21 protein-coding genes are annotated in these 25,729 nt (G+C 65.5%); 10 read left to right on the top strand and 11 right to left on the bottom strand.

The genetic code is table 11. From position 1 onward, the window contains the following. Positions 1 to 598 precede the first annotated feature (598 nt). The 4 genes from MU558_RS08415 to uvrB all read left to right on the top strand — a co-directional run bounded on the left by MU558_RS08415 (position 599) and on the right by uvrB (position 6,500). Positions 599 to 1,435 (top strand): hypothetical protein, encoded by an 837-nt coding sequence (locus MU558_RS08415; protein ID WP_246974187.1) that lies wholly within the window; start codon positions 599 to 601, stop codon positions 1,433 to 1,435. A 240-nt stretch (positions 1,436 to 1,675) separates the two neighbouring features. Beyond that, the gene (locus MU558_RS08410) at positions 1,676 to 2,806 is read left to right on the top strand and encodes an ORC1-type DNA replication protein (RefSeq protein WP_246974185.1); all 1,131 of its coding nucleotides are present in this window, start codon (positions 1,676 to 1,678) and stop codon (positions 2,804 to 2,806) included. 709 nt (positions 2,807 to 3,515) lie between these two features. Further along, entirely contained in the window at positions 3,516 to 4,244 is a 729-nt protein-coding gene (locus MU558_RS08405; RefSeq protein WP_246974893.1) for a DUF4397 domain-containing protein, read from the top strand. A gap of 201 nt (positions 4,245 to 4,445) precedes the next feature. Further along, on the top strand, positions 4,446 to 6,500 hold the full coding sequence (gene uvrB, locus MU558_RS08400) for an excinuclease ABC subunit UvrB (protein WP_246974181.1): 2,055 nt from the start codon (positions 4,446 to 4,448) through the stop codon (positions 6,498 to 6,500). A 109-nt stretch (positions 6,501 to 6,609) separates the two neighbouring features. Here the strand turns inward: uvrB and MU558_RS08395 are convergent, their stop codons facing one another. Next, positions 6,610 to 6,855, bottom strand: a complete 246-nt coding sequence (locus MU558_RS08395; RefSeq protein ID WP_246974171.1) for a DUF7472 family protein — start codon at positions 6,853 to 6,855, stop codon at positions 6,610 to 6,612. Positions 6,856 to 7,036: 181 nt separating this feature from the next. On the opposite strand from MU558_RS08395, the gene MU558_RS08390 reads away from it, so the two are divergent. Continuing rightward, positions 7,037 to 7,669, top strand: a complete 633-nt coding sequence (locus MU558_RS08390) for an SWIM zinc finger family protein (RefSeq protein WP_246974165.1) — start codon at positions 7,037 to 7,039, stop codon at positions 7,667 to 7,669. 114 nt (positions 7,670 to 7,783) lie between these two features. Next, positions 7,784 to 9,556, top strand: coding sequence for an acyl-CoA dehydrogenase family protein (locus MU558_RS08385; RefSeq protein ID WP_246974163.1), 1,773 nt, complete (start codon positions 7,784 to 7,786; stop codon positions 9,554 to 9,556). Here the strand turns inward: MU558_RS08385 and MU558_RS08380 are convergent. From MU558_RS08380 to MU558_RS08355, 6 genes are all read right to left on the bottom strand, one after another. Then, complete coding sequence (locus MU558_RS08380) at positions 9,553 to 10,890, bottom strand: cytochrome P450 (RefSeq protein WP_246974161.1); 1,338 nt, start codon at positions 10,888 to 10,890, stop codon at positions 9,553 to 9,555. The two genes, MU558_RS08385 and MU558_RS08380, sit on opposite strands and share 4 nt — an antisense overlap. Before the next feature lie 138 nt (positions 10,891 to 11,028). Then, positions 11,029 to 11,550: a Holliday junction resolvase Hjc gene (gene hjc / locus MU558_RS08375; protein ID WP_246974159.1), complete on the bottom strand. Its 522-nt coding sequence runs from the start codon at positions 11,548 to 11,550 to the stop codon at positions 11,029 to 11,031. Positions 11,551 to 11,619: 69 nt separating this feature from the next. Next, positions 11,620 to 12,417 carry a CPBP family intramembrane glutamic endopeptidase gene (locus MU558_RS08370; RefSeq protein WP_246974157.1) on the bottom strand — a complete coding sequence of 266 codons (798 nt, stop codon included), beginning with the start codon at positions 12,415 to 12,417 and terminating at the stop codon, positions 11,620 to 11,622. Between the two features lie 126 nt (positions 12,418 to 12,543). Further along, complete coding sequence (locus MU558_RS08365; protein WP_246974155.1) at positions 12,544 to 13,827, bottom strand: adenosylhomocysteinase; 1,284 nt, start codon at positions 13,825 to 13,827, stop codon at positions 12,544 to 12,546. A 350-nt stretch (positions 13,828 to 14,177) separates the two neighbouring features. Then, a complete protein-coding gene (locus MU558_RS08360) occupies positions 14,178 to 15,284 on the bottom strand; it encodes a collagen-like protein (RefSeq protein ID WP_246974152.1) in 1,107 nt (368 codons plus the stop codon). Positions 15,285 to 15,415: 131 nt separating this feature from the next. After that, positions 15,416 to 16,708, bottom strand: coding sequence for an amidohydrolase (locus MU558_RS08355; RefSeq protein ID WP_246974149.1), 1,293 nt, complete (start codon positions 16,706 to 16,708; stop codon positions 15,416 to 15,418). 296 nt (positions 16,709 to 17,004) lie between these two features. Between MU558_RS08355 and MU558_RS08350 the strand changes: the two genes are divergently transcribed. Then, entirely contained in the window at positions 17,005 to 18,165 is a 1,161-nt protein-coding gene (locus MU558_RS08350) for a DUF4382 domain-containing protein (RefSeq protein ID WP_246974146.1), read from the top strand. 133 nt (positions 18,166 to 18,298) lie between these two features. On the opposite strand, the gene MU558_RS08345 is transcribed toward MU558_RS08350, so the two are convergent. Continuing rightward, on the bottom strand, positions 18,299 to 20,959 hold the full coding sequence (locus MU558_RS08345) for a heavy metal translocating P-type ATPase (protein WP_246974144.1): 2,661 nt from the start codon (positions 20,957 to 20,959) through the stop codon (positions 18,299 to 18,301). 330 nt (positions 20,960 to 21,289) lie between these two features. Here MU558_RS08345 and MU558_RS08340 point away from each other — a divergent pair, with 330 nt between their 5' ends. Continuing rightward, positions 21,290 to 21,961 carry an AIM24 family protein gene (locus MU558_RS08340; RefSeq protein WP_246974142.1) on the top strand — a complete coding sequence of 224 codons (672 nt, stop codon included), beginning with the start codon at positions 21,290 to 21,292 and terminating at the stop codon, positions 21,959 to 21,961. Between the two features lie 89 nt (positions 21,962 to 22,050). Next, complete coding sequence (gene hisG, locus MU558_RS08335) at positions 22,051 to 22,905, top strand: ATP phosphoribosyltransferase (RefSeq protein WP_246974140.1); 855 nt, start codon at positions 22,051 to 22,053, stop codon at positions 22,903 to 22,905. Positions 22,906 to 22,940: 35 nt separating this feature from the next. On the opposite strand, the gene MU558_RS08330 is transcribed toward hisG, so the two are convergent. Both MU558_RS08330 and MU558_RS08325 read right to left on the bottom strand, forming a co-directional pair. Further along, positions 22,941 to 23,324 carry a DUF7473 family protein gene (locus MU558_RS08330; protein ID WP_246974138.1) on the bottom strand — a complete coding sequence of 128 codons (384 nt, stop codon included), beginning with the start codon at positions 23,322 to 23,324 and terminating at the stop codon, positions 22,941 to 22,943. Between the two features lie 102 nt (positions 23,325 to 23,426). Then, entirely contained in the window at positions 23,427 to 23,987 is a 561-nt protein-coding gene (locus MU558_RS08325) for a TATA-box-binding protein (RefSeq protein ID WP_006671604.1), read from the bottom strand. 189 nt (positions 23,988 to 24,176) lie between these two features. Here MU558_RS08325 and MU558_RS08320 point away from each other — a divergent pair, with 189 nt between their 5' ends. Then, positions 24,177 to 25,238: a methyltransferase domain-containing protein gene (locus tag MU558_RS08320; protein WP_246974136.1), complete on the top strand. Its 1,062-nt coding sequence runs from the start codon at positions 24,177 to 24,179 to the stop codon at positions 25,236 to 25,238. 16 nt (positions 25,239 to 25,254) lie between these two features. On the opposite strand, the gene MU558_RS08315 is transcribed toward MU558_RS08320, so the two are convergent. Then, positions 25,255 to 25,692 carry an acyl-CoA thioesterase gene (locus tag MU558_RS08315; RefSeq protein WP_246974128.1) on the bottom strand — a complete coding sequence of 146 codons (438 nt, stop codon included), beginning with the start codon at positions 25,690 to 25,692 and terminating at the stop codon, positions 25,255 to 25,257. Between the last annotated feature and the right edge of the window lie 37 nt (positions 25,693 to 25,729).

Genomic DNA, 25,729 nt, shown 5'->3' with positions numbered 1-25,729 from the left:
CACGCAGAGCAACGTCGCGGATCCGCGAGCGCTCGGTTAGCCGGCGACACGGCTACACCGGACTTATCGGAGGGGGAACCGGGAGACTGCGGACGACCGTTGCGGTCGCCGAAACGACCGCGAAACGGTTTCGGTCGTCGCTCGAGCGGCTGTCGTGATCCGCCCGACCAGAGTCGGGTGGACGTCGGCGTCCGACCACCCATCGACGAGGGGTGTGCGCCAGCCCTGGAGAGACGGGGCGAACGCGACTATTTCGCTCGTTCGAGCGATATCACCGGGTAGAACGGATTTAACAGCCGTATAATGATACGCCGGATCAGCTAACGAGAGACCGTGATACGAATGGCTGTCTCGACGCGAGCGTCGACAGTCGAACGCAGTCGCGTTCGAGCCCCTGGCCCGTTGGAGGCCGCCGAGCCGTCGCACGCGCTCGCGATCGCGAACGTGACAGCCGGACGGTCGTCACGACTGGCGAACGAACCATCCCCCTCGAGCGATTCGGTGACCCGATCGCTCGCCGTGGACCGTCACGGGGTGTCCTCGAGGGCACACGCCGGGGAGGGAGAGAGAGCAAACGGAGACCAACGGATCAAGTAACATGCCTCGCCACAGACACGGACAGACGACGGAGACCCGCTCGATCAGGATCGGCGTCCAGCTCCTGCTGGTCGTCATCGGCGTCCTGTTTCTCGCGGCTGGCGTCGCGCTATCGCTCGGCACGCCAGACGTCGGTGGCACCGTCGGCGACGCGATCGGAGCGTTCGGTGACGGCGGTGTCGACGACGGTGCTGGCGGGATCGACGATTCCGGCGACGACGATAACAGTGAGACGACCGACGACGGCGGTAGCGACGACGGCAGTGCCGACGGCGGTAGCAGCGACGAGAGCGACGGCGGCGGGGATAGTGACGGTGGCGGCGGAGACGATACGAACGGTGGTGACGACGACACCGACGACGGTACTGGAGACGGCGACGGCGGTACTGGAGACGGCGACGAGAACGATGGAACCGCGGAATCTAATGACGGAAGCAGCGACGACAGTAGCGACGACGATAGCACCGACGGCGGAGACGGAGGTGACGTAGACGACGGTTCCGATAGCACGGACGACGGCGATACCACCAACAGCACCGACGATAGCGACGACGGTACCACCAACACTACTGACGACGGCGATACCACCAACAGCACCGACGATAGCGACGGCGATACCACCAACAGCACCGACGACAGCGATACCACCAACAGCACCGACGACAGCGATACCACCAACAGCACCGACGACAGCGATACCACCAACAGCACCGACGACAGCGATACCACCAACAGCACCGACGACAGCGATACCACCAACAGCACCGACGACAGCGACGACAGCATATTGGACCTGTTCGCCGACAGTGAAGACAACAGCACCGACGATAGCAACTGATACGGACCGCTGTACGTCCGTACCGCAGCGACCGCGTCCCGTCGGGCGGTCACTGCGGAAAAGAGGGACAGCAGACCGTATGAAAGGTCGCGAACGGCTCGATCAAAACACCGTATTTTCGGCGCCCGTCCACGAGAACGCGCTATCGCCTCGAGGCGAGCGGCCGCATTTCCCGTCGTGTCCACGATCGGGCCGAAACCTACCGAATGCTTAAGCCGTTGGGCGAGCGTGGTGAAAGTAATGCCTGGCGACCCCGACGAGGGGATGTTGTCGTGGGACGAGTCAGTGTTCAGAAACGAGCACGTCTTCGAAATCGACTACGTTCCCGAGACGTTCAAGCACCGCGAGGCGCAGATGCAGAGCCTCAGCTACGCACTGCGTCCGGCGGTCCGGGGTTCTCGTCCCCTGAACGTCATGGTTCGCGGGCCGCCCGGAACCGGCAAGACGACCGCCATCCAGAAGCTGTTCGACGAAGTCGGCGCACAGACCCGCGACGTTCGTACCATCCGCGTCAACTGTCAGGTCAACGCCACCCGCTACTCGGTCTTCTCGAGACTGTTCGAGGGAACGTTCGACTACGAACCCCCGTCGTCGGGCATCTCGTTCAAGAAGCTGTTCAGCCAGATCGCCGAAAAGCTCGTCGAGGAAGACCGGGTCCTCGTCGTCGCGCTCGACGACGTCAACTACCTCTTCTACGAGAACGAGGCCTCCGACACCCTCTACTCGCTGCTTCGCGCCCACGAGGAACACCCCGGCGCGAAGATCGGCGTCATCGTCGTCTCCTCGGATCCCACGCTCGAGGTGATCGACGAACTCGACTCGCGCGTCCAGAGTGTCTTTCGGCCCGAAGACGTCTACTTTCCCGTCTACGACGAACCCGAGATCGTCGACATCCTCGACGAACGCGTCGTGCGTGGCTTTCACGACGGCGTCATCTCGAGGGAGGGTCTCGAGTACGTCGCCGAGCTGACCGCCGAGAGCGGCGATCTGCGGGTCGGCATCGACCTGTTGCGTCGGGCCGGCCTGAACGCCGAGATGCGCGCGAGCCGCGTCGTCGAGCGCCAGGACGTCGAGAAAGCCTACGAGACCTCGAAGTACGTCAACCTCTCGCGGAGTCTCTCGAGTCTAAGCGAGAACGAACGCGAACTCGTCCGGGTCATCGCCGAACACGACGGCGAGCAGGCCGGCGAGGTCTACGAGGCGTTCCACGAGGAGACGGGTCTTGGCTACACCCGCTACTCGGAAATCGTCAACAAGCTCGATCAGCTCGGCCTGATCGAAGCCGAGTACGCCGAGATCGAGGGTCGAGGTCGGTCGCGATCGCTCACGCTCTCCTACGAGAAAGACGCCGTCCTCGAGCGCCTCGAATGAGCCAGTCCCGACTCGAGGCTCGCCACACCGGTGACAATTGTTAACCAGTCGCTCTCCCGACGACGACTCGTAGGCGGGCTCTACCGCTCCTGTGTTACGGTTCGTACGGGTTCGCCGGGAACCCGATCGCTCGTGAAGCGATCGATCGGGGCCCGGAGCCGATTCTGGCCGGCCGTGACCGTGTCGCCTCGTGTGATTTCGTCGAACTCGCAGGCGGTCTCATACTGCCGGACAAAACGGTTCAGACATCGATCGCACTCGAGACGCTGTCGTCGCTGACGACAGCCGTCGAGACGCGATCGAGTATTCACTGACTGTTGTCCGGTAGTATCAAGGAGGGTATCGCGTACATCGCCATCGACGATTCCACGGCGTCCTCGAGATCGCTGCTGGCTTGCTGGAGGCCCTGTGTCATATCGAGCTACCGACCACGGACCCTATAACTGCTGGCCGGCAGCGGCAACGTTCGACCGCCGTCCGCCCGGAAAGAGACTCGTACGCGGGACTACGCCTACCCGCAGTGGGTCGGGGCCTACTATCGCGTGACGATTCATGTAGGGACCGTCTTCAGAACACGGATGATTTGTACCCCGTGACTTCGGTCAGAAATACCAGACCGACACGTGAGACTGACTGGCCCCTTTTTCAAGTTGCGGTCTGCCTTCTCGACCGTATCATGCACGTATCACGACGTACTGCGATGAAAGCCATGGGCGCTGTCGGTGGATTGACTGCGGCAAGCGGCGTTGCGATGGCCGTCGGCGAACACCCGGACGACGAGCGGTCGAAAACCGACGAGGAATCGACGAGCGACGAGAAAAAAGCCGACGTCCCGGGTGCGGCCGTTCGCGTCGCACACTTCTCCCCGGACGCGCCGAACGTCGACGTATACGTCGACGGCGACCAGGTTCTCTCGGACGTCGCCTACGGCGACGTTTCTCCGTACCTCGAGATCGAACCGGGCACCTACACGGTCAAGATCACGGCGGCCGGTGACCCCGGCACCGTCGCGTTCGAGGGCGACGTCACGCTGGAGGCCGCCTTCTACACCATCGCGGCCATCGGCGAACTGGGCGCGAGCTCGTTCGAGCCGCTCGTCCTGTTCGACGCCGGCTCGGCGCTCGCTCGAGTGATTCACGCGGTGCCTGACGCACCCGCAGTCGACATCTACGTGGAAGACGAACTCCTCTTCGAGAACCTGTCGTTCGGCGAATCGACCGACTACGCCGCCCTTCCCGCGGGTACGTTCACCGTTTCGGTCCGTCCGACCGGGGATCCGGAGACGACGATTGCCTCGTTCGAAGCCACGCGTGAGATCGGGGTCGCTTACTCCGCGTACGCGATCGGCTACGTCGAGCCACCCGCGGGCGCGGCGGATCGAGAATTCACCGTGAAACGAGTGGAAGACGGACCGATGGACGAGAAAACGAAAAAATAGGATTCGAATCGCCTTCGGATACGGTTCGAGTCGCACCGTTCATAGAGTACCGCCGACAGCCACCGGGACTCGGTAGCCGTCGACGTACGGGCCCGACCGACCGTTCCCGACTCGCGGAGTGACGTTCTGGCGGTGGACGAGAGTTCTGGGTCCGACCCGATATGCGTGTGGGTAAAGTGCCTCGACTCCCTGTATCGGACAATGAGCGAGAGTCGAGGCCCCCTCCAGCCGGACCGTCCAGACGTCGACCGACCGTTCGCGGTCGACGCCCCGTTCGATCCCGCGGGCGATCAGCCCGAGGCGATCGAGGAGCTAGCCGGGGGGTTCCGATCGGGGATGGACAAACAGACCTTACTCGGCGTGACCGGGTCGGGAAAGACGAACACCGTCTCGTGGCTGATCGAGGAGGTCCAGAAGCCGACGCTGGTGATCGCCCACAACAAGACGCTGGCGGCGCAACTGTACGAGGAGTTTCGGAACCTCTTCCCGGAGAACGCCGTCGAGTACTTCGTCTCCTACTACGACTACTACCAGCCCGAAGCCTACGTCGAGCAGACCGACACCTACATCGACAAGGACGCCTCGATCAACGACGAGATCGACCGCCTGCGTCACTCCGCGACCCGGTCGCTGCTCACGCGCGAGGACGTCATCGTCGTCGCCTCCGTCTCGGCGATCTACGGCCTCGGTGACCCGCGCAACTACGTCGACATGTCCCTGCGACTCGAGGTCGGCGAGGAGATCGGTCGCGACGACCTGCTCGCCCAGCTCGTCGACCTGAACTACGAACGCAACGACGTCGACTTCACGCAGGGGACCTTCCGCGTGCGCGGCGATACGATCGAGATCTACCCGATGTACGGCCGCTACGCCGTCCGCGTCGAGTTGTGGGGCGACGAGATCGACCGCATGGTCAAGGTCGACCCCCTCGAGGGCGAGGTCGTGAGTGAAGAGCCGGCCGTCCTCGTCCACCCGGCAGAACACTACTCGATCCCCGAGTCGCGACTCGAGCGGGCGATGGACGAGATTCGCGAGGACCTCGATTCCCGGATCTCGTACTTCGAGCGCCAGGGCGACCTCGTCGCCGCCCAGCGCATCGAGGAGCGGACGGCGTTCGACCTCGAGATGATGCAGGAGACGGGCTACTGTTCGGGCATCGAGAACTACTCGGTGTACCTCTCGGATCGCGAGTCGGGCGACGCCCCCTACACGCTGCTCGATTACTTCCCGGAGGACTTCCTGACGGTCGTCGACGAGTCCCACGTGACGCTACCCCAGATCCGCGGCCAGTACGCCGGCGACAAGTCCCGCAAGGACTCGCTGGTCGAGAACGGCTTTCGCCTGCCGACGGCCTACGACAACCGGCCGCTGACCTTCGAGGAGTTCGAGGAGAAGACGGGGCAGACGCTGTACGTCTCGGCGACACCCGGCGACTACGAGGGCGAGCACAGCGACCAGGTCGTCGAGCAGATCGTTCGGCCGACCCACCTCGTCGACCCGAAGGTCGACGTCTCGCCCGCGACGGGACAGGTAGAGGACCTCATGGACCGCATCGACGAGCGAATCGACCGCGACGAGCGGACCCTCGTGACGACGCTGACAAAGCGGATGGCCGAGGACTTGACCGAGTACCTGGAGGAAGCCGGGGTCGCCGTCGAGTACATGCACGACGAGACCGACACGCTAGAGCGCCACGAGATCATCCGCTCGCTCCGGCTGGGCGAGATCGACGTACTCGTCGGCATCAACCTGCTCCGGGAGGGACTCGACATCCCCGAGGTCTCGCTGGTGGCGATCCTGGACGCCGATCAGGAAGGCTTTCTCCGCTCGGAGACGACGCTCGTCCAGACGATGGGGCGGGCGGCACGCAACGTCAACGGCGAGGTCGTCCTCTACGCCGACGACCCCTCGTCGGCGATGGAGTCGGCTATCGAGGAGACCCAGCGCCGTCGCCGGATTCAACAGGAGTACAACGAGGAACACGGCTTCGAACCGACGACGATCGAGAAGGACGTCGGCGAGACGAACCTGCCCGGCAGCAAGACGGACACGTCGAACGTTTCGGGAAAGGACCTCGCGGACGCGGACGAGGCCGCACGGTACGTCGCGGAACTCGAAGAGCGGATGCAGGAGGCGGCGAACAACCTCGAGTTCGAACTCGCCGCGGACATTCGCGATCGAATCCGCGAGATAAACGAGGAGTTCGACCTCGAGCGCGACGACGAGGGGATCGCACCGCCGGCCGAGGAGTTCTGATACCGACGGACGACACGGGTCACTCGAGTGTGTGCTGACCGTCGTCCGACAGGAGGAACGAAGTCGAGTCGCGACGACGTGCGACGAGTGAACGAGTACCGGAGAGAATTCAGGCCGTATTCTGGCCGTCCGACGCACCGCCGGAATCGTTCAGCACGAACGCGAGGACGACGCCGACCAGCGTCATCAGGACGACGAATCCCACGATCGCGCCGATGAGCATCTCTCCGCCGGTTTCGGAGAGCGTGCCTCCCTCACCGCCGTAGTTGACTCCGATCCCGATCATGGTGCCGATCATCAGAAAGACGGCAGTGACGGCGACGACGATTTCGATGATTTGCTCCCGCTCGACCATTATCTGTCGGATTTCGTCGGCCGCGACAAAAGCGCTTCGAAGGGGAGCCGAAACCAGTTGGTAGCCGCTGGTCGACGAGACGCTGACCAGTGGCACGCAGGCGCGAGATTTACCCGTCTCGAGCCCCTATCCGGTTCGAATAGCCGATCGAACGCCCATCGAAGATACCACGACGCAACTCATGAACACACAAGCGTCACCGAAAGCCTCGCTCCCCCTCCCGGCAGACGAACGCCTCGAGGGACGGTCACGCCGTGCCAGAACGGAACCGATGTCGGTGCTCGCGCTCGGAGATGGCCTCTACGAGGTCGACTCGAGCAGCGGCAACACCTACCTCGTCGACATGCTGGCGGGTCGGTGTACCTGTCCGGATCACGTCTTCCGGAACGTCCGCTGCAAGCACGTACGCCGCGTCGCCATGGAGATCACCGAAGGGCGCGTCCCGCCGCCAGGGAAAGTCGCCGTCGAGTGCGTCGACTGCGACGCGGTTCTCTTCGTCGACGAGGACGCCACGGGGCCGTTCTACTGCGACGTCCACACGCTCTATCCGGGCGATACGGTCCGCGACCGCGAGACCGGCGACCGACTGACCGTTGTCGACGTCTCGGACCTGCGGGCCGACCACGTCCGGATCAGGGACGCAGGAAGTACGGTCGCGGAGTACGGAACGAACGAGAACTACGATGCCGACGTGCCAGTGGTCGGAGCGGTCTACCCCCACGCCCGCGTCGCACCCAACGGCCCCGTCCCCGAGTCGCTCAAGGTGTACGTCTTCCCGCGGACGCGCCTCCGGAAGCTGACGCCGCAGGACTGACCGAGACGTCTGTTTCAGCGGCCGTCGGCGAGAACAGAGGAAACGCTCGACAACTGACCACCTATTCATTGGCAGACAATTTATCGTCCCGCCCGAGATAGTGACGCGGTAGCAATGGACGCTGGACTCGAGTACGAACGGTTCGAGGAGGGACGACGCGTCAACTACTGGGAGCTCGATCGAACGCTCCAGCGCGAGGTCCGGCGGACGTACGACGACGACGCCTGCAAGTGGGGCGAGTCCCGCCTTAGCGAGTTCGGCGACCTCGTCGGCCACACCGTCGCGGACAACGCCGATTACGTCGACGAACACGGCCTGGAACTCGAGACGTACGACGAACGCGGCGAGGTGCAAAACCGGGTGCGCTATCCCGCCGAACAGCGCGAGAACGAGCGACTCGTCTACGAGTCAGGGATCGTCGCCGACGTCTTTCACGCCCCGCCGGGCCGGGAAGCGCCGATGCCGCTCACCCACAACCTGGCGATGCAGTACCTGCTGTGTTACGCCGACGTCGGCCTCGACTGCCCGGTCGCGATGACCGCGGGCGCAGCGCTCGTCCTGGAGCGGTTCGACGACGGCGAACTCGAGGAGTACTTCGATCGGCTCACCACCCGCGAGTACGACGACCTCGTCGAGGGGGCGATGTTTCTCACCGAGAAGCAAGGCGGCAGCGACGTCGGCGCGACGGAGACGCGGGCGACGTACGACGAGGACGAGGGCTGCTGGCGACTGGAGGGCGAAAAGTGGTTCTGTAGCAACGTCGACGCCGAGGGGACGCTCGCGCTCGCCCGAACCGAGGGGGCACCCGACGGAACGGCGGGGTTATCGCTGTTTCTGGTCCCCCACACCACCGCCGAGGGCGAACTCAACGATCAGCTCTACCGACGTCTCAAGGATAAACTCGGGACGATCTCGGTCCCGACGGGCGAAGTCGAGTTCCGCGGCGCGGAGGCGTTCCTCGTCGGTGACGAGCAGGCGGGATTCAAGCAGATGGCCGAGATGCTCAACTTCGAGCGGCTCTCGAACGCGGCGGGATCGTGCGGCCTCGTCGGACGGGCGCTGCTCGAGAGCAAGATTCACGCAGCAAACCGCGAGACGTTCGGGAAGACGCTCGACGAGCACCCGCTGATGCGTGCCGACCTCGTGGACATGGCCGTCGACCACGAGGCGGCGACGGCGTTTACGTTCGAGACGGCGCGGCTGTTCGCGGAACGCGAGACGAGACGGCGGAACGGCGAAGACGCCGACGACGTCTATCGACTGCTTCGGACGCTCGTCCCGATCGCGAAAGCCCGCACCGGCCGGATGGCCGTCGACGCCGCCTCCTACGCGATGGAGATCAAAGGCGGCGACGGCTACGTGAACGACTTCGTCACCAACCGCCTGCTGCGGGACGCGCAGGTGCTGCCCATCTGGGAGGGCCCCGAGAACGTCCTCTCGCTCGACGTGTTACGGGCACTCGAGCGCGAGGAGTCTCACGAGCCGCTGCTCGAGACGATCGAACGGCGACTCGAGGGCGTCACTCACTCGGTGCTCGAGGAGACGGCCGCGACGGTCGAGTCGGCATATCGCGACCTCGCGGGAGCGCTGGCGACGCTCGCCAGCGAGGACGCGGCGTACGCACAGCTCTCGGCGAAGCGACTCGCACGCTACATCTTCGACGTCTTCGCCGCCACGCTGTTGCTCGAGGAAGCCCAGACCGCCCTCGAAGCGGGCGACGGCCGGATGGCACTCGTGGCGAGGCGGTTCGTCGACCGGGAACTCCGAGCGCAAGAGGCGAGGGGGATCCCGAGCGGCGATCGCTTCCCGCTCGAGCACTTCGACGCCGTCGTCCGCTACGCGCCGGTCGATCCGGAGACCCTCGAGACGACGGCGACCGCCGACTAGTCGCCCTCGCGGCGTTCGATCCGCATCTCCATGCCGTCTTCGGGGTGGGCCGTCAGCGAGCCGCGCAACTCGATGGGGCCGTCGTCGACTCGCCGGAGTCGGTATCGCTGGGCGACGGTCGACGCGACGATCGGAGCCTCGAGCATCGCAAAGCCCTTGCCGATGCAGCTTCGCGGGCCGGCACCGAACGGGAAGTAGGCGTACGTCGGATGGGACGGGGCGCGCCACCGATCGGGGTCGAACGTCTCGGGATCGTCGAAGTACCGCGGGTCGCGGTGGGTCGCCCACTGCGAGAGCAAGACGAGCGAGTCGGCCGGGATGCGATACCCCGACAGGTCGACGTCCCGGTCGACACGGCGGAACATCGCGTACACCGGCGGATACAGCCGCATCGACTCCTGGATGGCGTTTCGTAGCTCCGGGAGTTTGCGAACGTCCGCCGCAGTCGGCGTGTCGCCCTCGAGGACGGCGTCGACTTCCTCGTGGACACGCCGTTCGACGTCGGGGTGGTCGGACAGCAACGCGAACGTGTAGGTGAGCACGAGCGCCGTGGTGTCGTGGCCGGCCAGCAGCATCGTCACCAGTTCGTCGCGGATCCCCTGCTCGTCGATCGCCCCGGCGTCGTTCGCCCGCAGGAGTCGCGCCAGCAGGTCCTCGGCGTCTTCGTCGATGCCGCGTCGTTTCCGGGCCGCGACGAGGTCGTCGACGACTTCCTCGAGGCGGTCGATCGATCGCGAGAACCGCTGGCTCTCGGGCGTCGGCAGCCAGTCGGGCGTCAGCGCCCGCCGCGGATCCGGCTCGAACCGGCGGCCGATCGGCTCGAGCAGGTGGCCGACCAGTCGGGCGGTGCCGGGGGAGAGGTCGACGCCGAACATCGCGTCGACGATGATCTCGAGAGTGGTGCGGGTCATCTCCCACTCGACGTTCCGGACCTGGCCGTCCTGCCAGCGATCGACCATCGCCGTCGCCCGCTCGGCCATCGTCGGCGCGAGGCCGGTGATGCGATCCGGTGCGAACGCCGGGCCCGCGAGGTCCCGCCGTTCGCGCCACGTGTCGCCCTCGCTCAACAGCATCCCCTCGCCGAGCAGTTCGCCGAGGGCGTCGGTCTGAAACTTCGGTTTCGAGAAGGCGTCTTCCTCGCTGACGAGCACGCGTTCGACGGCGTCCGGCGAGGTGAGCAGGTGAGTCCGGTACGGGCCCAGGTCGAACGCCGCGACGTCGCCGTAGGCGCGACGAACGTCCGAGAGGAACCCGAACGGGTCGCGGGCGTACCGTGGTAACACGCCGACGATCGGTGCGCCGTTCGGTCCGGGTGGTACTGGCCGGGAACTCATCGGGAATGAGTTGGTCCGAGCGGAAAAGAACGTTCCCCCGACGCTAGTCACTGATCTCGTAACGGCTGTCGTGAGTCGTACCGAGGCACCCGCGAACCGTCGTGCGGTTGCCTCGGGAACCAGTCACGATAGACGGTATCAGGACTCGAGCATCGCCGCGGCTTCCTCGACCGACAGTTCGCCCTGCTCGACGGCGGTCAGCACGCGCAACACGTCGGGGTCGTGGTCGGGTCGCTGCTCGCCGAGTTCGTCGAGGGTGACCTTCGTCGACTCGCCGACGAACTCCGGAAAGTCAGTGCCGTCGGCGAGGGCCGTCTCCTTTTTGACGCGGTAGTTTCCGCCGTCGGTGACGTGGAGGTCGCCGGGGTGAAAGAAGTACCAGTCCTCGCGGTCGAACCGTACGCCGATCCGGGGCTTCGCACCGAAGTTCTGTGCGAAGTAGATGAGCGCCTCGACCTCCTCGCCGGTGAGGTAGATCGGCTTTCCGGCGCTCGATTTGGCCTCGATCGCGTAGAAGACGTCGCCGTCGCCGGCCAGTACGTCGGGCAGTTCGCGTTCCGTCGCAGAGCCGCTTGCGGGGGCACGCATCACAGCGAAGCCCGCGTCGTCGAGTTTGTTGACGAGTTCGCGCTCGCGCCGGTCGCCCTTGGCGCTTGACATTCTGTCGGAGCGTTGCCGTCGCGTCGTGATAAGTCAGGCGATGCGATGGACCGACGCGGCCGAGTCGGTCTACGCTGGGAGCAGCGCCATCGCCGTCTCGAGTTCCTCGGGGCCGTACTCGAGGGCGATGTAGAGGAGACCGAACTGGAAGGCGTTGAACGCGGCGTGAGCGGCGATGGGGACGACGAGGTTGTCGGTCTTCGCGTAGAGGTAACCGAAGATGACCGAGCCGCCGAAGACGACGGCCAGCGAGACCGCGAGTTCGGCCGGCGCAGCGGCGGTGCCGTCGGCGGCGACCCCGAACGAGGGGATGTGGATGAGTGCGAAGATGAGGCTCGTGACGACGACCGCGCCCATCTTGCTGAACGCATCGTAGAGGCGCTTCTGGACGACGTTCCGGAAGAGAAACTCCTCGGCGGGAGCGTTGAGCAGGAAGACGATCACGATGAGGATCAACACCATCGTCGGGTCGTCGCCGACGAACTCGACGACCTGGTTCTGCGAGGCCGGCAGGTCGAGCACCTGCGTGACGATCCCGACGAGGAAGATGAAACCGATGCTGCCGGCGACGCCCGCGAGGACGTAGAGCCATCCCCGCCGCGTCGGGAACCGCAAGTCGAGGTACGACCAGCCGCGTCCGGTCACCGCCAGGTACAGCCCGCCGGCGACGAAAAAGCCCGTGAAGTTGAGCGTGAAGAAGGCGATCACCGCCTCGCGCGTCGCAGCTGCAGGCGAGGTGGCGATCGACGGATCGACCAGGAGAGCGGGAATCGTCAGGAGTTGCGCGGCGAGGAATCCGGCGGCAGTCAGGAGGGCGGCCACGACCACCGACCGGACGCGTCCGTCCGTACGCGATAGCGTTTCCATGGACGATCGTACGGGAACGGGCTCCTTGTGCGTTCCTCTCCCGGAAGCGTGGCGAAGACGAGCCGGTCGGTCGGTTGGCAATCCAGGAAACCGACTACTGAACACCGGTTCGCGTCCGAATTCGCACTACGTTCCGTGGTCCCACGAGCCCATATACTCGCGCTGGACGTCGGTCAGCGCGTCGTACTCGACACCTTCGGCCTCGAGTTTGATCTCGGCGATCTCCCGGTCGAGTTCGTCGGGGACGTCGTGGACGCCGGGGTCGTACTCGTCGCCGTTCTCCAGTAGTTCGCGGACGCAGACAGCCTGGATACCGAAGCTCTGGTCCATCACCTCGACGGGGTGGCCGAGCGAGACTGGCGCGGCGAGGTTGACGAGTCGGCCCTCGGCGATGACGTTCAGCCGACGGCCGTCCGCGAGTTCGTAGGCCTCGACGCCGTCGCGGGCCTCGTAGCGATCCACGGCGAGGTCGTCGAGCGCCTCGAGGTCGATCTCGATGTCGAAGTGGCCGGCGTTGGCGAGCAAGACGCCGTCTTGCATCTTCTCGAAGTGCTCCTCGACGATGACGTCGCGGTTACCCGTCGTCGTGAGGAAGACGTCGCCGACTTCGGCCGCTTCTGACATGGGCATCACGTCGTAGCCTTCCATGTGGGCCTCGAGCGCGCGGCGGGGCTCGACCTCGGTAACGATGACGTTCGCGTTCTGGCCCGCTGCCTTCTTCGCGACGCCCTTGCCACAGTAGCCGTAGCCGGCGACGACGACGTTCTTGCCGGCCCACGAGAGGTTCGTGGTCATGGCGATCGACGCCAGCGAGGACTCGCCGGTGCCGTGGACGTTGTCGAACAGCCGCTTCATCGGCGTGTCGTTGACCGCGAAGACGGGGTACTCGAGCGCGCCGTCGGCGTCCATCGCGCGCAGGCGGTGGACGCCCGTCGTCGTCTCCTCCGCGCCGCCGACGATGGAGTCGATGAGTTCGGGGTACTCCTCGTGGATCAGGGCGACGAGGTCCATCCCGTCGTCGACCGTGATCGTGGGTTCGTGCGCGACCACGGCGTGGATGGCGTCGTAGTACTCCTCGTCGTCGACGCCCCGTTTGGCGTAGCTCGTGATCGACTCGTGGGCGTCGAGCGCTGCCGAGACGTCGTCGTGGGTCGACAGCGGGTTACAGCCCGTGACGGCGACCTCCGCGCCACCCTCGGCGAGCGTCTCGACCAGGATCGCCGTCTTCGCCTCGACGTGCATCGCCATCCCGATCCGCTCGCCCTCGAGTGGCTGCTCGGCCTCGAACTCCTCGCGGACGCGCTCGAGGATGGGCATGTGCTGGGCCGCCCAGTCCATCTTGCGCCGGCCCTCCGCTCGAGCGGCGTCGACGTCGTCTAGCTGCTCGCTGATCGACGGATACTCGGTCATGACTCGAGGGAAGGCGAGCGCGCCCAAAACCCTACCGAAGTACTCGAGATGCCGTCAGCGCGACGAAGCGGATTCGACGAACGAACCACACCTGCAGGTCGACGGAACGTGGCGGTGACCGAAGAGAATCCGGCCGAGATGGCGACCGGGAACCCCTGGCGGTTCCGATCGCGGTCGGCCGGAATCGGTCGGTGGACAGGGGAGTCGACGACGCCGTCAGGCGTGTCGGCCAGGGATTACTGGGAGCGTGTGCCGATCGACGGTGTCGGGTGCCTCTGTGCTACGTGTGTCGATCGGACGATGTGTGACGTCGGTCGATGTGTGACCTCGGTCGAGTTCCGATGGTCAGGTCAGTTCTCGCTTTCGTCGTCAGCGTCGTCCGCGTCGTCTTCGTCTGCGTCGTCTTCCTCCGCGTCATCTGCGTCGTCCGCTTCGTCCGCGTCCGCATCGTCACCTGAACCGGCCTGGGCCGGCGGTCCCCGTCTGTCGTCCTCGTCGTCTTTCTCGACGTCGTCGCTGCCGGGGCCGGCGTGGGCCGGCGGGCCCCGCTTCTCGTCTTCGTCGCCATTTCCGACGTCGTCACCGCCGGGACCGGCATGAGCCGGCGGGCCTCGCTTCTCGTCTTCGTCGCCGTCTTCGACGTCGTTACCGGGGCCAGCGTGAGCCGGCGGGCCAGCGTGGGCCGGCGCGTTACCGGGGTTGTTCTTGACGACGAACGAGGCGACCTGAGAACCGATGCCGCCTGCGGTCTCGCTCGGATCGAGGGTCGCCACGAAGCTGCTGACAGCCTGGCTGAAGGTGGCGCTCTCCTCGAGGATCCGGTCTTCGACCGACAGGAGCGTGACCTCGGTCGTCACCGATTCGTTCTCGTCGGTCGCCGTAATCGAGACGGCGACCGTCTCGTTGGGCGTCGGCAGTTCCACCGTCCCGTTCTCGTCGGTCGCGTACTCGCCTGCGCCCGCGTATGTCGCGTTCTCGTCGACGGTGTCGACGGTGACGGTCGCGTTCTCGGCCGGGCTGTCGTTCGCCTCGACCGCGACGGACACGACCTCGTCTTGCTCGACGTCGACCGACAGCTCGGTCTCTTCCTCGGGTTCTGCGGTCTCGAGAGTCACCTTCTCTGACGACGAGGCGTTGTCGTACGTCGCTTCGACCGAGACGTCGACCGTCTCGTTGGGCGTCGGCAGTTCGACCGTCCCGTTCTCGTCGGTCGCGTACTCGCCTTCGCCCGCGTAGGTCGCGTTCTCGTCGACGGTATTCACGTTCACCGTCGCGTTCTCGACTGTACTACCGTTTGCCGTGACCGTGACGGTCACGTCCTCCTCCTGGGAGACGTCGATCGACAGTTCGTCGGCTGTCGACGAGTCTCCCTCCGCGGCCACCGTTCCCAGCGGCGCGAGGACGGAGAGTACCATGACGGCGACCAGCGCCGCCACGATAGTTCGATTTCGATTCATTACGATCGAGACATTCAGGAAGAACGGAATAAACCCCGACGGCAGTTCGACCCGTTCGCGATCGATGATAACGACAGCAGAATCGTTTTGAGCGTTTATCGACGTATCTGAACGTTCAACGAGACTGACGGTCAGCTGTCGGCTCGAGCGATCAGCGCCTCGGCGTGCTCGGTCGCCCGCTCGCGGACCGCCGTCTCGTCTACGGTCAGGACCTCGCGGTCACGCATCAGGACCTGCCCGTCACAGACGGTGTGGCGGACGTCCGCCGCCGCCGCAGCGTAAACCAGGTGACTGACGAGGTCGTGTGGCGGTGTCAGGTGGGGCTTCTCGAGGTCGATCACTGCCAGGTCCGCGGGTGCACCTTCCTCGAGACGACCGGTCTCGAGGCCGATCGCCGCCGCGCTGTCGCTCGTCAGCATCTCGACGACGGCCTCGGCGGGCACCGCGCTGGCGTCGTCGGCCGCGAGTTTCCCGATCATGGCGGCGTCGCGAGCCTCGTCGAGCATCGAGAGGTCGTTGTTCGAGGCCGGCCCGTCGGTTCCGAGGCCGACCGTGACGCCCGCCTCACGCAGGCGCTCGACGGGTGCCATACCGCTGGCGAGTTTCATGTTCGAGGCTGGGCAGTGGATCACGCTCGCGCCGCTCTCGGCGAGCAGGCCGATCTCCGACTCGTCGACGTGGACGCCGTGGGCGATGAAGTCCTCGGACTCGAGCAGACCGTGCTCGGCGGCGTAGGCGAGCGGACGGACGCCGTGTTCCTCGACGATGGGCGTCACCTCGCCGCGCGTCTCGTTGGCGTGAAAGTGGAGCGGAACGCCGAGGTCGCGGGCCTCGGGGACGAACTCCTCGAAGTACTGTCCGGCGACGGTCGTCAGCGAGTGGGGCATAAAGGCCGCCGAGATCCGGCCGTCGGCCATGCCGTCGATTTCTTCGGCGACGGCGAGTCCCTCCCGGGCGTCCTCGCGGGCCGCTTGCTCGTCCTTGCCGACGGAGATGACCCCGTGGCCGAGACGCGCGCGCAGCCCCGCCTCCTCGACGACCTCGGCCATCGTCGGTACGAAGAAGTACATGTCCGCGAAGGCCGTCGTCCCGGACTTGATCAACTCGAGGGCACCGAGTTCGGTTCCGACGCGGACGTCCTCGGCCGTGAGTTCGCCCTCGGCGGGCCAGATGTCCTCGCGAAGCCACGCCTCGAGGGGTTTATCGTCGGCGTAGCCTCGTAGCAGCGACATCGCGACGTGGCTGTGGCCGTTGACGAACCCCGGCGTGACGAGCGAGTTCGAGGCGTCGAGTACGTCGTCGCCAGCGAGGTCCTCGCCGACCTCGAGGATCTCGCCGGTGTCCTGATCGACCAGTACGTCCGCACGCTCGACGCGCAGGTCGGATGTGAGGACCTGTCCGCCGGTGATCGACAGCGTGGTCATGACTCGAGATTTCTCGTCGGGAATCGTCAATCTGCCGTCTGCGGTCGACGTCACAGTCGGCAGGGTACGTCTCCAGTCGCCCGACGCGTTACACGTGGATACCAGTTCACGTCTCGGCCGAGTCCGGACGTTCACCCCCTGGGGGACGCTCGAGGACACGTCGCCAGCGAAAGAGTTACTAATCAAGTACTCGAGGTATAAACCGTTTAATCACGGTACTGCAGCCGATCTGAACGTTCTAAAATCGATATGAATAGTCACCACCGTTATTCAGGATGTGACGACTGTCGTCGCGTATGGATCGAAACGCAATCCAGTTGCTTGTCGTCGCCACGCTCGTCGCCGTCGCCGGCTGTGCCGGTGGCGTCGGCGGGGAGTTCGGTGGCGATCCGGCGACCGACGACTCGACTGACCCAGTCGACAGTACCGGTGCAATCGACGGAGACAGTGGAACGGCTACGTTCTACGTCAGCGACGAACCGAACCAGATCGACGACTTCGAGCACCTCAACGTGACGGTGACGAAAGTCGGATTCAAGAAAACTGGTGACGTGGCCGACGAGCGTACGGACGCGAACGAAACCGGCGGTGAGTCCGAAGCAGAGTCCAAGAACGAGACCGACGAAGAGCCCGAGGGAGAACCCGAAAACGAGACAGACGGTGAGTCCGAGGGAGAACCCGAAAACGAGACAGACGGTGAGTCCGAGGGAGAACCCGAAAACGAGACAGACGGTGAGTCCGAGGGAGAACCCGAAAACGAGACAGACGGTGAGTCCGAGGGAGAACCCGAAAACGAGACAGACGGTGAGTCCGAGGGAGAACCCGAAAACGAGACAGACGGTGAGTCCGAGGGAGAACCCGAAAACGAGACCAGAGAGGCGAGCGGAGCGGAAGAATCCGGTGAACCGGGTGAATCCGACGAATCCGACGGCGCTGCAGACGAACGCTGGATCGAGTACGACGTCGACGAGAAGACCGTCGACCTCACCGAACTCAAAGGCGCGAACGCGACCGCGCTCGACGAGTTCGAGCTGCCGGAAGGCGAGTACGAGACGGTCTTCATCTACGTGAGCGACACCGAAGGAATCCTGACCGACGGCACCGAGACGAACGTGAAACTCCCGAGCCAGAAGCTAAAGCTCCACACGGCGTTCACCGTCGGGGCTGGCGACGAAATCGACTTCGTGTACGACATCGCCCCCCACAAGGCCGGAAAGAGCGGGAAGTACATCCTCAAGCCGGTGATCAGCGAGAGCGGGACGGGCGACGAAGTCGAGATCCACGACGTCGACGCCGAGGACCGTGCCGGCGGTGAGAAACCGTCCGACCGCGACAAAAGCGAGAACCCTGAAGACGCGAAGGCCGACGACGAAGACGAAGACGAGAACGCCGAAACCAACGGCGACAGTCCCGAGGCGACCAACGAGACCGGCGCCGACGACGAAGCGCCAGCGTAGGCGTACGACGACGGCGAGCACATTGACACGGCCGCCGAAATTGTCCATTTTATCGACGCTCGGTCACCGCGAATAGACACATCTGACCGAAATCGGACCCGTCAACAGCACGCCGACGATCCGGCAGGCGGCCTCAGCCGCGGATCCACTCGAGCGGCTTCAACACCGCCGGCCGGTAGTCCGCGTGCGGGTCGTACTTCGCGAACGCCAGGCTGTTCGACATCACGCTCACGCTCGAGGTGGCCATCGCCAGTCCCGCCAGCGCTGGGTTGAGCAGGCCGAGCGAGGCGATCGGGACCAGCGTCGTGTTGTAGACGAGCGCCCAGAAGAGATTCTGGCGAACCTTCGCGATCGTCGCCTCGGAGATGCGGACGGCCTTGAGCACGTCGGCGGGATCGTCACGCATCAGCGTCACGTCGGCGGACTCGATGGCGACGTCCGTCCCGGAGCCGATGGCGACGCCGATGGCCGCGGCCGTCAGCGCGGGCGCGTCGTTGACGCCGTCGCCGACCATCATGACGTGCGAGCCGTCTTCCTGCAGCGACTCGACGTGGTCGGCCTTGTCCTCCGGCAGAACCTCGGCGCGGACGTTCTCGACGTCGATGCCGACCTCTCGAGCGACCGCGCGGGCGGTGCGCTCGTTGTCGCCGGTGAGCATCACGACCTCGACGCCGCGGTCGCGAAGCGCCGCGACGGTCTCTTTGGCGCTCTCGCGGACCTCGTCGGCCACCGCGAGCACGCCGACGAGCTCGCCGTCGACTGCGACTGGCATCGCCGTCTTGCCCTCACGCTCGAGTCGCTCGAGGGCGTCCTCGGCGGGGTCGGGGTCGACTCCCTCGTCGGCGAGCAGTTTCCGGCGGCCGATCAGGACCGTGCCGTGGTCGGTCTCGGCCCGGATGCCGTGGCCGGGAACGTTCTCGAACTCGCTGACCTCGCCGTAGTCGATCCCCCGTTCTTCGGCACCCTCGACGATCGCACGAGCGATGGGGTGTTCGGAGCCCGACTCGGCCGCGGCCGCCGCACTGAGGACGACCGACTCGAACGACTCCCGTTCGCCGACGAGGACGCCGCCGTCCGTACTGGGACGGCCGCCGTCGGTCGCCGCGTCCGGTTCGATCGTCACGACGTCGGTCAGAGTCATCTCGCCGTGGGTCAGGGTCCCGGTCTTGTCGAAGACGACGGTGTCGACGCCCCGGACCTTCTCTAAGACGTCGCCGCCTTTGAACAGGACGCCGTTCGTGGCCGCCAGGGTCGACCCGACCATCGTCGCGGCGGGCGTCGCCAGTCCGAGTGCGCAGGGACAGGCGATCAGCAGGGCAGAGGCGAGGACGATCACCGAGAACTCGAGGACGGGGACGCCCGCCTCCGAGCCGGCGGGGAGCGCTACCTCGGGGCCGCCGCCGACCATTCCCCAGGTCGGGAACGAGTCGACGAATGCCGCGAGCGACTCGGGGAACGCAAACCACAGCAGCGCCCAGACGATCGCATTGACGATCACTGCGGGGACGAAGTAGGCGCTGACCCTGTCGACGAGCCGCTGGATGTCGGGCTGGCGGGACTGGGCTTCCTTCACCCGTTCGACGATCTGCTGGATCGCCGTCTCGGAGCCGACTTTCGTCGCCTCGACGAAGAGTCGGCCGTTCTTGTTGACGGTCGCGCCGACGACCTCGTCACCCTCGCCTTTCTCGACCGGGACCGACTCGCCGGTGAGCATCGACTCGTCGACCGCGCTCTGGCCCTCGACGACGACGCCGTCGGTCGGGATCTTCTCGCCCGGTCGGACCTTGAGGACGTCGCCGACCTCGACCTCATCGAGGGGAACCTGTCGCTCCTCACCACGGGCGGCTTTGCCGTCCGCTCGAGTCCCCTCCGGGGCCTCCCACTCGACGACGGTCGCCTCGTCGGCCTCCATCTCGAGGAGTTCTCGCAAGGCGTTGCCGGCCCGGGCTTTCGAACGGACCTCGAGCCAGTTGCCGAGCGTGATAAACCAGAGGATGAAGGCAACGGCCTCGAAGTACAGCCCCTCGCTGGAGATCTGTCCGAGCAGGACGGCCGTACTGTAGACGTAGCCCACGGAGGTCCCCATCGCGACCAGCGTGTCCATGTTCGCCTGTCGATTGTTGACGAGCGCCCGGTAGGCACCGACGAGGAACTCCCTGCCGAGCGTCGCCATCAGCACCGTCGCGATGGCAAACTCGAGCCACCCGAGGTCGACACCGAGGACGGTCTCGGGCAGCGCGACGAGGTCGAACATCGCCAGCATGATCGGCACGAACGGCAACGTGAGCAGGCCGCCGCCGATCACGAGTCGGCGCTGACGGCGGAGTTCGCCCTCGATCGCCCGCTCACGCTCGGAGCCGTCGTCGTCGCCCTCCTCGCGGACGGGTTCGTAGCCGGCCCGCTCGATCGCGTCGTAGATCGCCTCGAGCGAGGCGTCAGCGGGGTTGTACTCGACTCTGGCCTCGTCGGCAGCGAAGTTCACGTCGGCGCGAACGACGCCGGGCAGGTCCGCGACGGCCTCGCCCACCGTCTCCGAACAGGTCGCACACGACATCCCCATGACGGTGATCGTCCGCGTCTCGGAGGCCGCTTCGTACCCCGCCTCCTCGATCGTCTCGTAGATCTCCTCGAGGGAGGTCTCCGTCGGGTCGTACTCGACTGTCCCCTCGTCGGTCGCGTAGTTGGCACTCGCCGAGGCGACGCCCTCGAGGTCGTCGAGGGCGTCCTCGACGGTCCCCGAACACGTCGCACACGACATCCCCGTGATCTCGAGGTGTGCCCGTCTCTGTTCCATACGGGTAGATAAGGACTGGCTATTCAAGCGGTTTGTGCGTTACAAACCAGGATTGACCCACAGTATATTTTCGAAACAAAGTCGCAGGGAGTCAGTGGTCGAAGAATCGAAGGTAAATCGGGGGTCAGACGAACAACAATTGTTATTCATTCACACGACCCCGACGGCTCATACCGCCGGCTGTGGCCGTGTTCCGGCGCACGTTTGTCGTTAGCAAACGCGAGCGAGGTCGAACGACGGCAACAGCCGGGCGGCGAGAACCGGTAGTGTTTTCCAAACGTCGCAGTAACGAGAATGTCGAGTCGATTTCGGTCACGACTCGAGAGACACATGGAACTCGAAGAATTCGCCGCGGCCAACGCGCCCGAGGACGGCACCGAGCGGTTTCAACTGGAAAGCAGCAAGCTCCTCGACGTCGATCTCGACGGTTCTGCGATGCTGAAAGCCGGGTCGATGGTCGCGTACACGGGCGACGTGACGTTTACCGGCAAAGGATCCGCGGAAGGAGGGATCACCGGCTTCCTCAAAGAGAAGGCGACGGGCGAGGGGACGCCGGTGATGGAAGCCGAAGGGACCGGTCACGTCTACGTCGCAGACCAGGGAAAGGAGATCCAGGTGCTCGATCTGGATCCAGGACAGCGACTCTCGGTCAACGGCAACGACGTCCTCGCGTTCGAGGCGCAAATCGACTACGAGATCGGGACCGTCGGGAGTCTCGGCGCGACCATGTCCGGCGGACTGACGAACGTCTTCCTCGAGGGCCCCGGCAGCGTCGCGATCACGACCCACGGCGACCCGCTCGTCCTGACGCCGCCGGTCAAGACCGACCCGGACGCGACGGTCGCCTGGAGCGGGTCGCTGTCGCCGAGTGCGAGCGTCAACCGGAACCTCTCGGACATGATCGGACAGTCCTCCGACGAGCGCTACCAGCTCGAGTTCACGGGGACCGACGGGTTCGTCATCGTTCAGCCGTACGAGGAGACACAGCCCCAGTCGCAGTAACCGCTCTGCGAGCAGGTTGACGCCGGTCGCCAGCGACACGGGAGAGCACGATGGAAAGACAGTTCCCACCGCCGGCCCAATAGCGCCACATGCGAATCGCCGTCCCCAACAAGGGCCGCCTGCACGAGCCGACGATCGACCTTCTAGAGCGGGCGGGGCTTCATCTCGAGAACGGAGCCGACCGCAAACTCTACGCCGAGACCGTCGATCCCGACGTCACCGTCCTCTTTGCCCGTGCGGCCGACATCCCCGAGTACGTCGCCGACGGGGCAGCCGACGTCGGCGTGACGGGCTACGACCAGGTCCAGGAGGCCGCAGTCGACGGCGTCGTCGACCTGCTCGACCTCGAGTTCGGCCGCTGTCGGCTCGTCCTCGCCGCGCCGGAAGACGGCGACATCGAGTCGGTCGCGGACCTGGCGGGCAAGACCGTCGCGACGGAGTTTCCGACCGTCACTCGCGAGTTCTTCGCCGAGCGGGGCATCGAGCCCGACGTCGTGGAGGTCACCGGCGCGACCGAACTCACGCCGCACGTCGAGATGGCCGACGCCATCGTCGACATCACGAGTACGGGCACGACGCTCGCGGTCAATCGCCTGGCGATCGTCGAGGAGGTGCTCTCGAGTTCGGTTCGACTGATCGCCCGCGAGGACGTCGTCGACGACCCGAAAGTCGAGGAGATCCGAACGGCGCTCTCGTCGGTGCTCGCCGCCGACGGGAAACGCTACCTGATGATGAACGTCCCCGAGGACCGACTCGAGGAGGTCCGCGAGGTCATCCCGGGACTCGGCGGACCGACGATCATGGACATCGCAAACGGCGGGAGCGAGAAGGTCGCCGTCCACGCCGTCGTCGACGAGCGGGACGTCTTCGAGACGATCACCGAGGTCAAAAACTGCGGCGCGAGCGACATCTTGGTGACGGAGATCGAACGGCTCGTCGAGTGATCGGCCGTCGGCGTCAGTTCTCGACGAGGACAGACCTACACCGGTGCGGTCCCGAGCAGTCGCACGAAGTTGAAGATCGTGAGCCCGACGAGCACCGCGACGGTGTAGTAGACGACAGTGACGAGCAGCGTGATTCGATAGCTCAGGTCGTAGACGACGCGAATCGCGACGTACGCGACGGCGAACGTCACGGGGATGACGACCACGGGCCCCCACTGCTGGAGCAGGATCGACACGAGACCGAGCGCCGGCGCGACGGTGAACGCCTGTCTCACCCCGACGTCGCCGAGAACGTACCGTGCAGCGATGTGTAGCGTCACGCCGTAGAACAGCGTCGAGACGAGAAACGTTCCCAGATACGCGATCGGGCCACCAGTAGCTGGATCCAGCGCCTCGGGTGCGACCTGTGCGACGACCATGCCGGAGGTTCAGAGTCCGCCGATTTGTGCCTGCCGAAAGCGATCCGCCAGATGTCGTGGGTAACGTCGACGCGCGAGACCGACGCGAACGACGACGGAGCGTTACTCGAGCAGTCCGAGGTCCTCGAGTCGCGAGACGATCTTGTCGACGGCGTGTTCGGCGTCTTCGGGCTTCTTGCCGCCGGTGATGACGAGTTTGCCCGAGCCAAAGAGCAGGGCCACCACTTCGGGTTCGTCGAGGCGATAAACGAGGCCGGGGAACTGCTCGGGTTCGTACTCGATGTTCTCCAGGCCGAGCCCGATGGCGATCGCGTTCAGGTTGAGGTTCCGTCCCAGGTCCGCCGACGTGACGATGTTCTGGACGACGATCTCGGGGTCCTCGTTGACCTGAATCTGGAGTTCGCGCAGCTTGTCGAAGACGATGCGCAGGCTCTCGTGGACGTCGTCGGTGCTTTTCGCGCCGGTACAGACGATCTTGCCCGAGCGGAAGATCAGTGCTGCCGACTTGGGGTTTTGCGTACGGTAGACGAGACCGGGGAACTGTTCGGGGTCGTAGTCGGCCCCCTCGAGGTCCATCGCGACGCTCTGGAGATCGAGTTCCTGTCCGATGCCGGTCGACGCCACCACGTTTTCGATGTTGATGGTATCCTTCGGATCCGTCATTCGTCGTTTAAAAAGACGTATTTAAGGTTTATAAAGGTTGGTACCACCACCTGATCTGTCCGGTATGTCGACGTATCGACCCACAGGCGTCCGTTCACGCGATTTTCGGAGTTACGGTCGGCGACGACGTCGCCGGCGAGCCCCGTCGAAAGCGGTAGGCTCATACCTCGCGCGCGGCCAGAAGACGACGTGTACCTGCTCGAGCTCGGCGGCGAGGATGACGCGTTCGCAGCCTGTGAAGCCCGGAGCGGTGCGGCCGACGTCCGCCGGATCGCGCCCGGGCTCGCCGTCGCCACGGCGATCGTTCCCGGGCGAATCCGCGGTCTCGCCTACACCCACCGCGTGAGCGACCTCGTCGGGCGCACCGACGCCGACGTCGCGAGCGCGACGGCGCTGCTCGAGGCGGCCACGATCGACCGCACGGGAACCGTCGCCGTCCGCGCGACGGACGTCCACGGCTCGAGCGGCGTGAGCACGACCGAAGCCGAGCGCGCCCTCGGGAACGTGCTCGTCGACCGGGGCTTCGAGGTCGACCTCGAAGAGCCCGACCACGTCCTGCGGGCGGCGTTCTCGGAGGGGCGACTCGAGGACGGGGACGACCTGGTGACGGTCGACGACGAATCCCGCGGCGAGCGCGTCTCGGTCTGTGCGCTGGGCTGGCTCGAAGCCGAGAGCGTCCGGGACTTCGGGACGCGAAAACCGACGGACAAACCCTTCTTCCAGCCCGGCAGCATGGACCCGCTGCTCGCACGCGCCGTCGCGAACGTTGCCGGCGCACGCCCCGGTCGGACGATTCTCGACCCGATGTGTGGTACCGGTGGTGTCCTCGTCGAGGCCGGCCTCGTCGGCGCTGACGTGATCGGCACCGACGCACAGGCGAAGATGGTCCGGGGCGCTCGAGAGAACCTCGCACACTACCTCGCGGGCGCGTCGCCCACGGACGCGGACGTCCCCGCCGGCGAGTGGCACGTCGGCCGTGGCGACGCGACCCGGCTACCCATCCGGGACGACGCGGCCGACGGCGTCGTCTTCGACGCCCCCTACGGCCGCCAGTCGAAGATCGCCACGCACCGACTCGAGGACCTCGTCTCGGGGGCGCTCTCGGAGGCCCACCGGGTCGCCTCGCGTGCCGTCGTCGTCGCGGATCGACCGTGGGTCGACGAGGCACGTGACGCGGGCTGGGAGATCGACGCCGCGTTCGAACGACGGGTCCACCGGTCGCTGACGCGGTACGTGCTCGTCCTCGAGTGAAACTGTCGGCTGTGCGTTACGCCGTGGTCTCGAGCGCCCGGTCGCGAAGCCGCTCGCCCTCGTCGGTCTCGACCGAGAGGTCGGGAACGGATGTCGGCCGCCCGTCGTCGTCGACTGCGACGAACGTAAACGACGAACTGGTGGTTTCCTCGAGGTCGCCGCTTCGGGGGTCCTCGCGCCAGGCCCGGAGCGCGACGTGGACGCTCGTGGTCCCTGCGTCGTAGACGTACGCCTCGACGAGCGCCGTCTCGCCGACGGGAATCGGCCGTTTGAAGTCGAGTTCGTTCACCCGTGCGGTGACGCAGGTCTCGCCGGCAAAGCGCATCGCAGCCATCGCCCCGACCTCGTCGAGCCACTTCATCAGGTTTCCGCCGTGGAGCGTCTCGAGGTTGTTCGCGTGGTTCGGCTGGACGCGGAATCGATTCCGGATGCGCGTCTCGAGTAGCGTCGGCATAGTCGGAAGTTAGCCCAGAGCAAGATAACTGTGGTCA

It is taken from the genome of Natribaculum luteum (assembly GCF_023008545.1).
Classification (GTDB): Archaea; Halobacteriota; Halobacteria; order Halobacteriales; family Natrialbaceae; genus Natribaculum; species Natribaculum luteum.
Note: the sequence above shows the minus strand (reverse complement) of the source record. Positions and strands in the feature narration are given on the sequence as shown.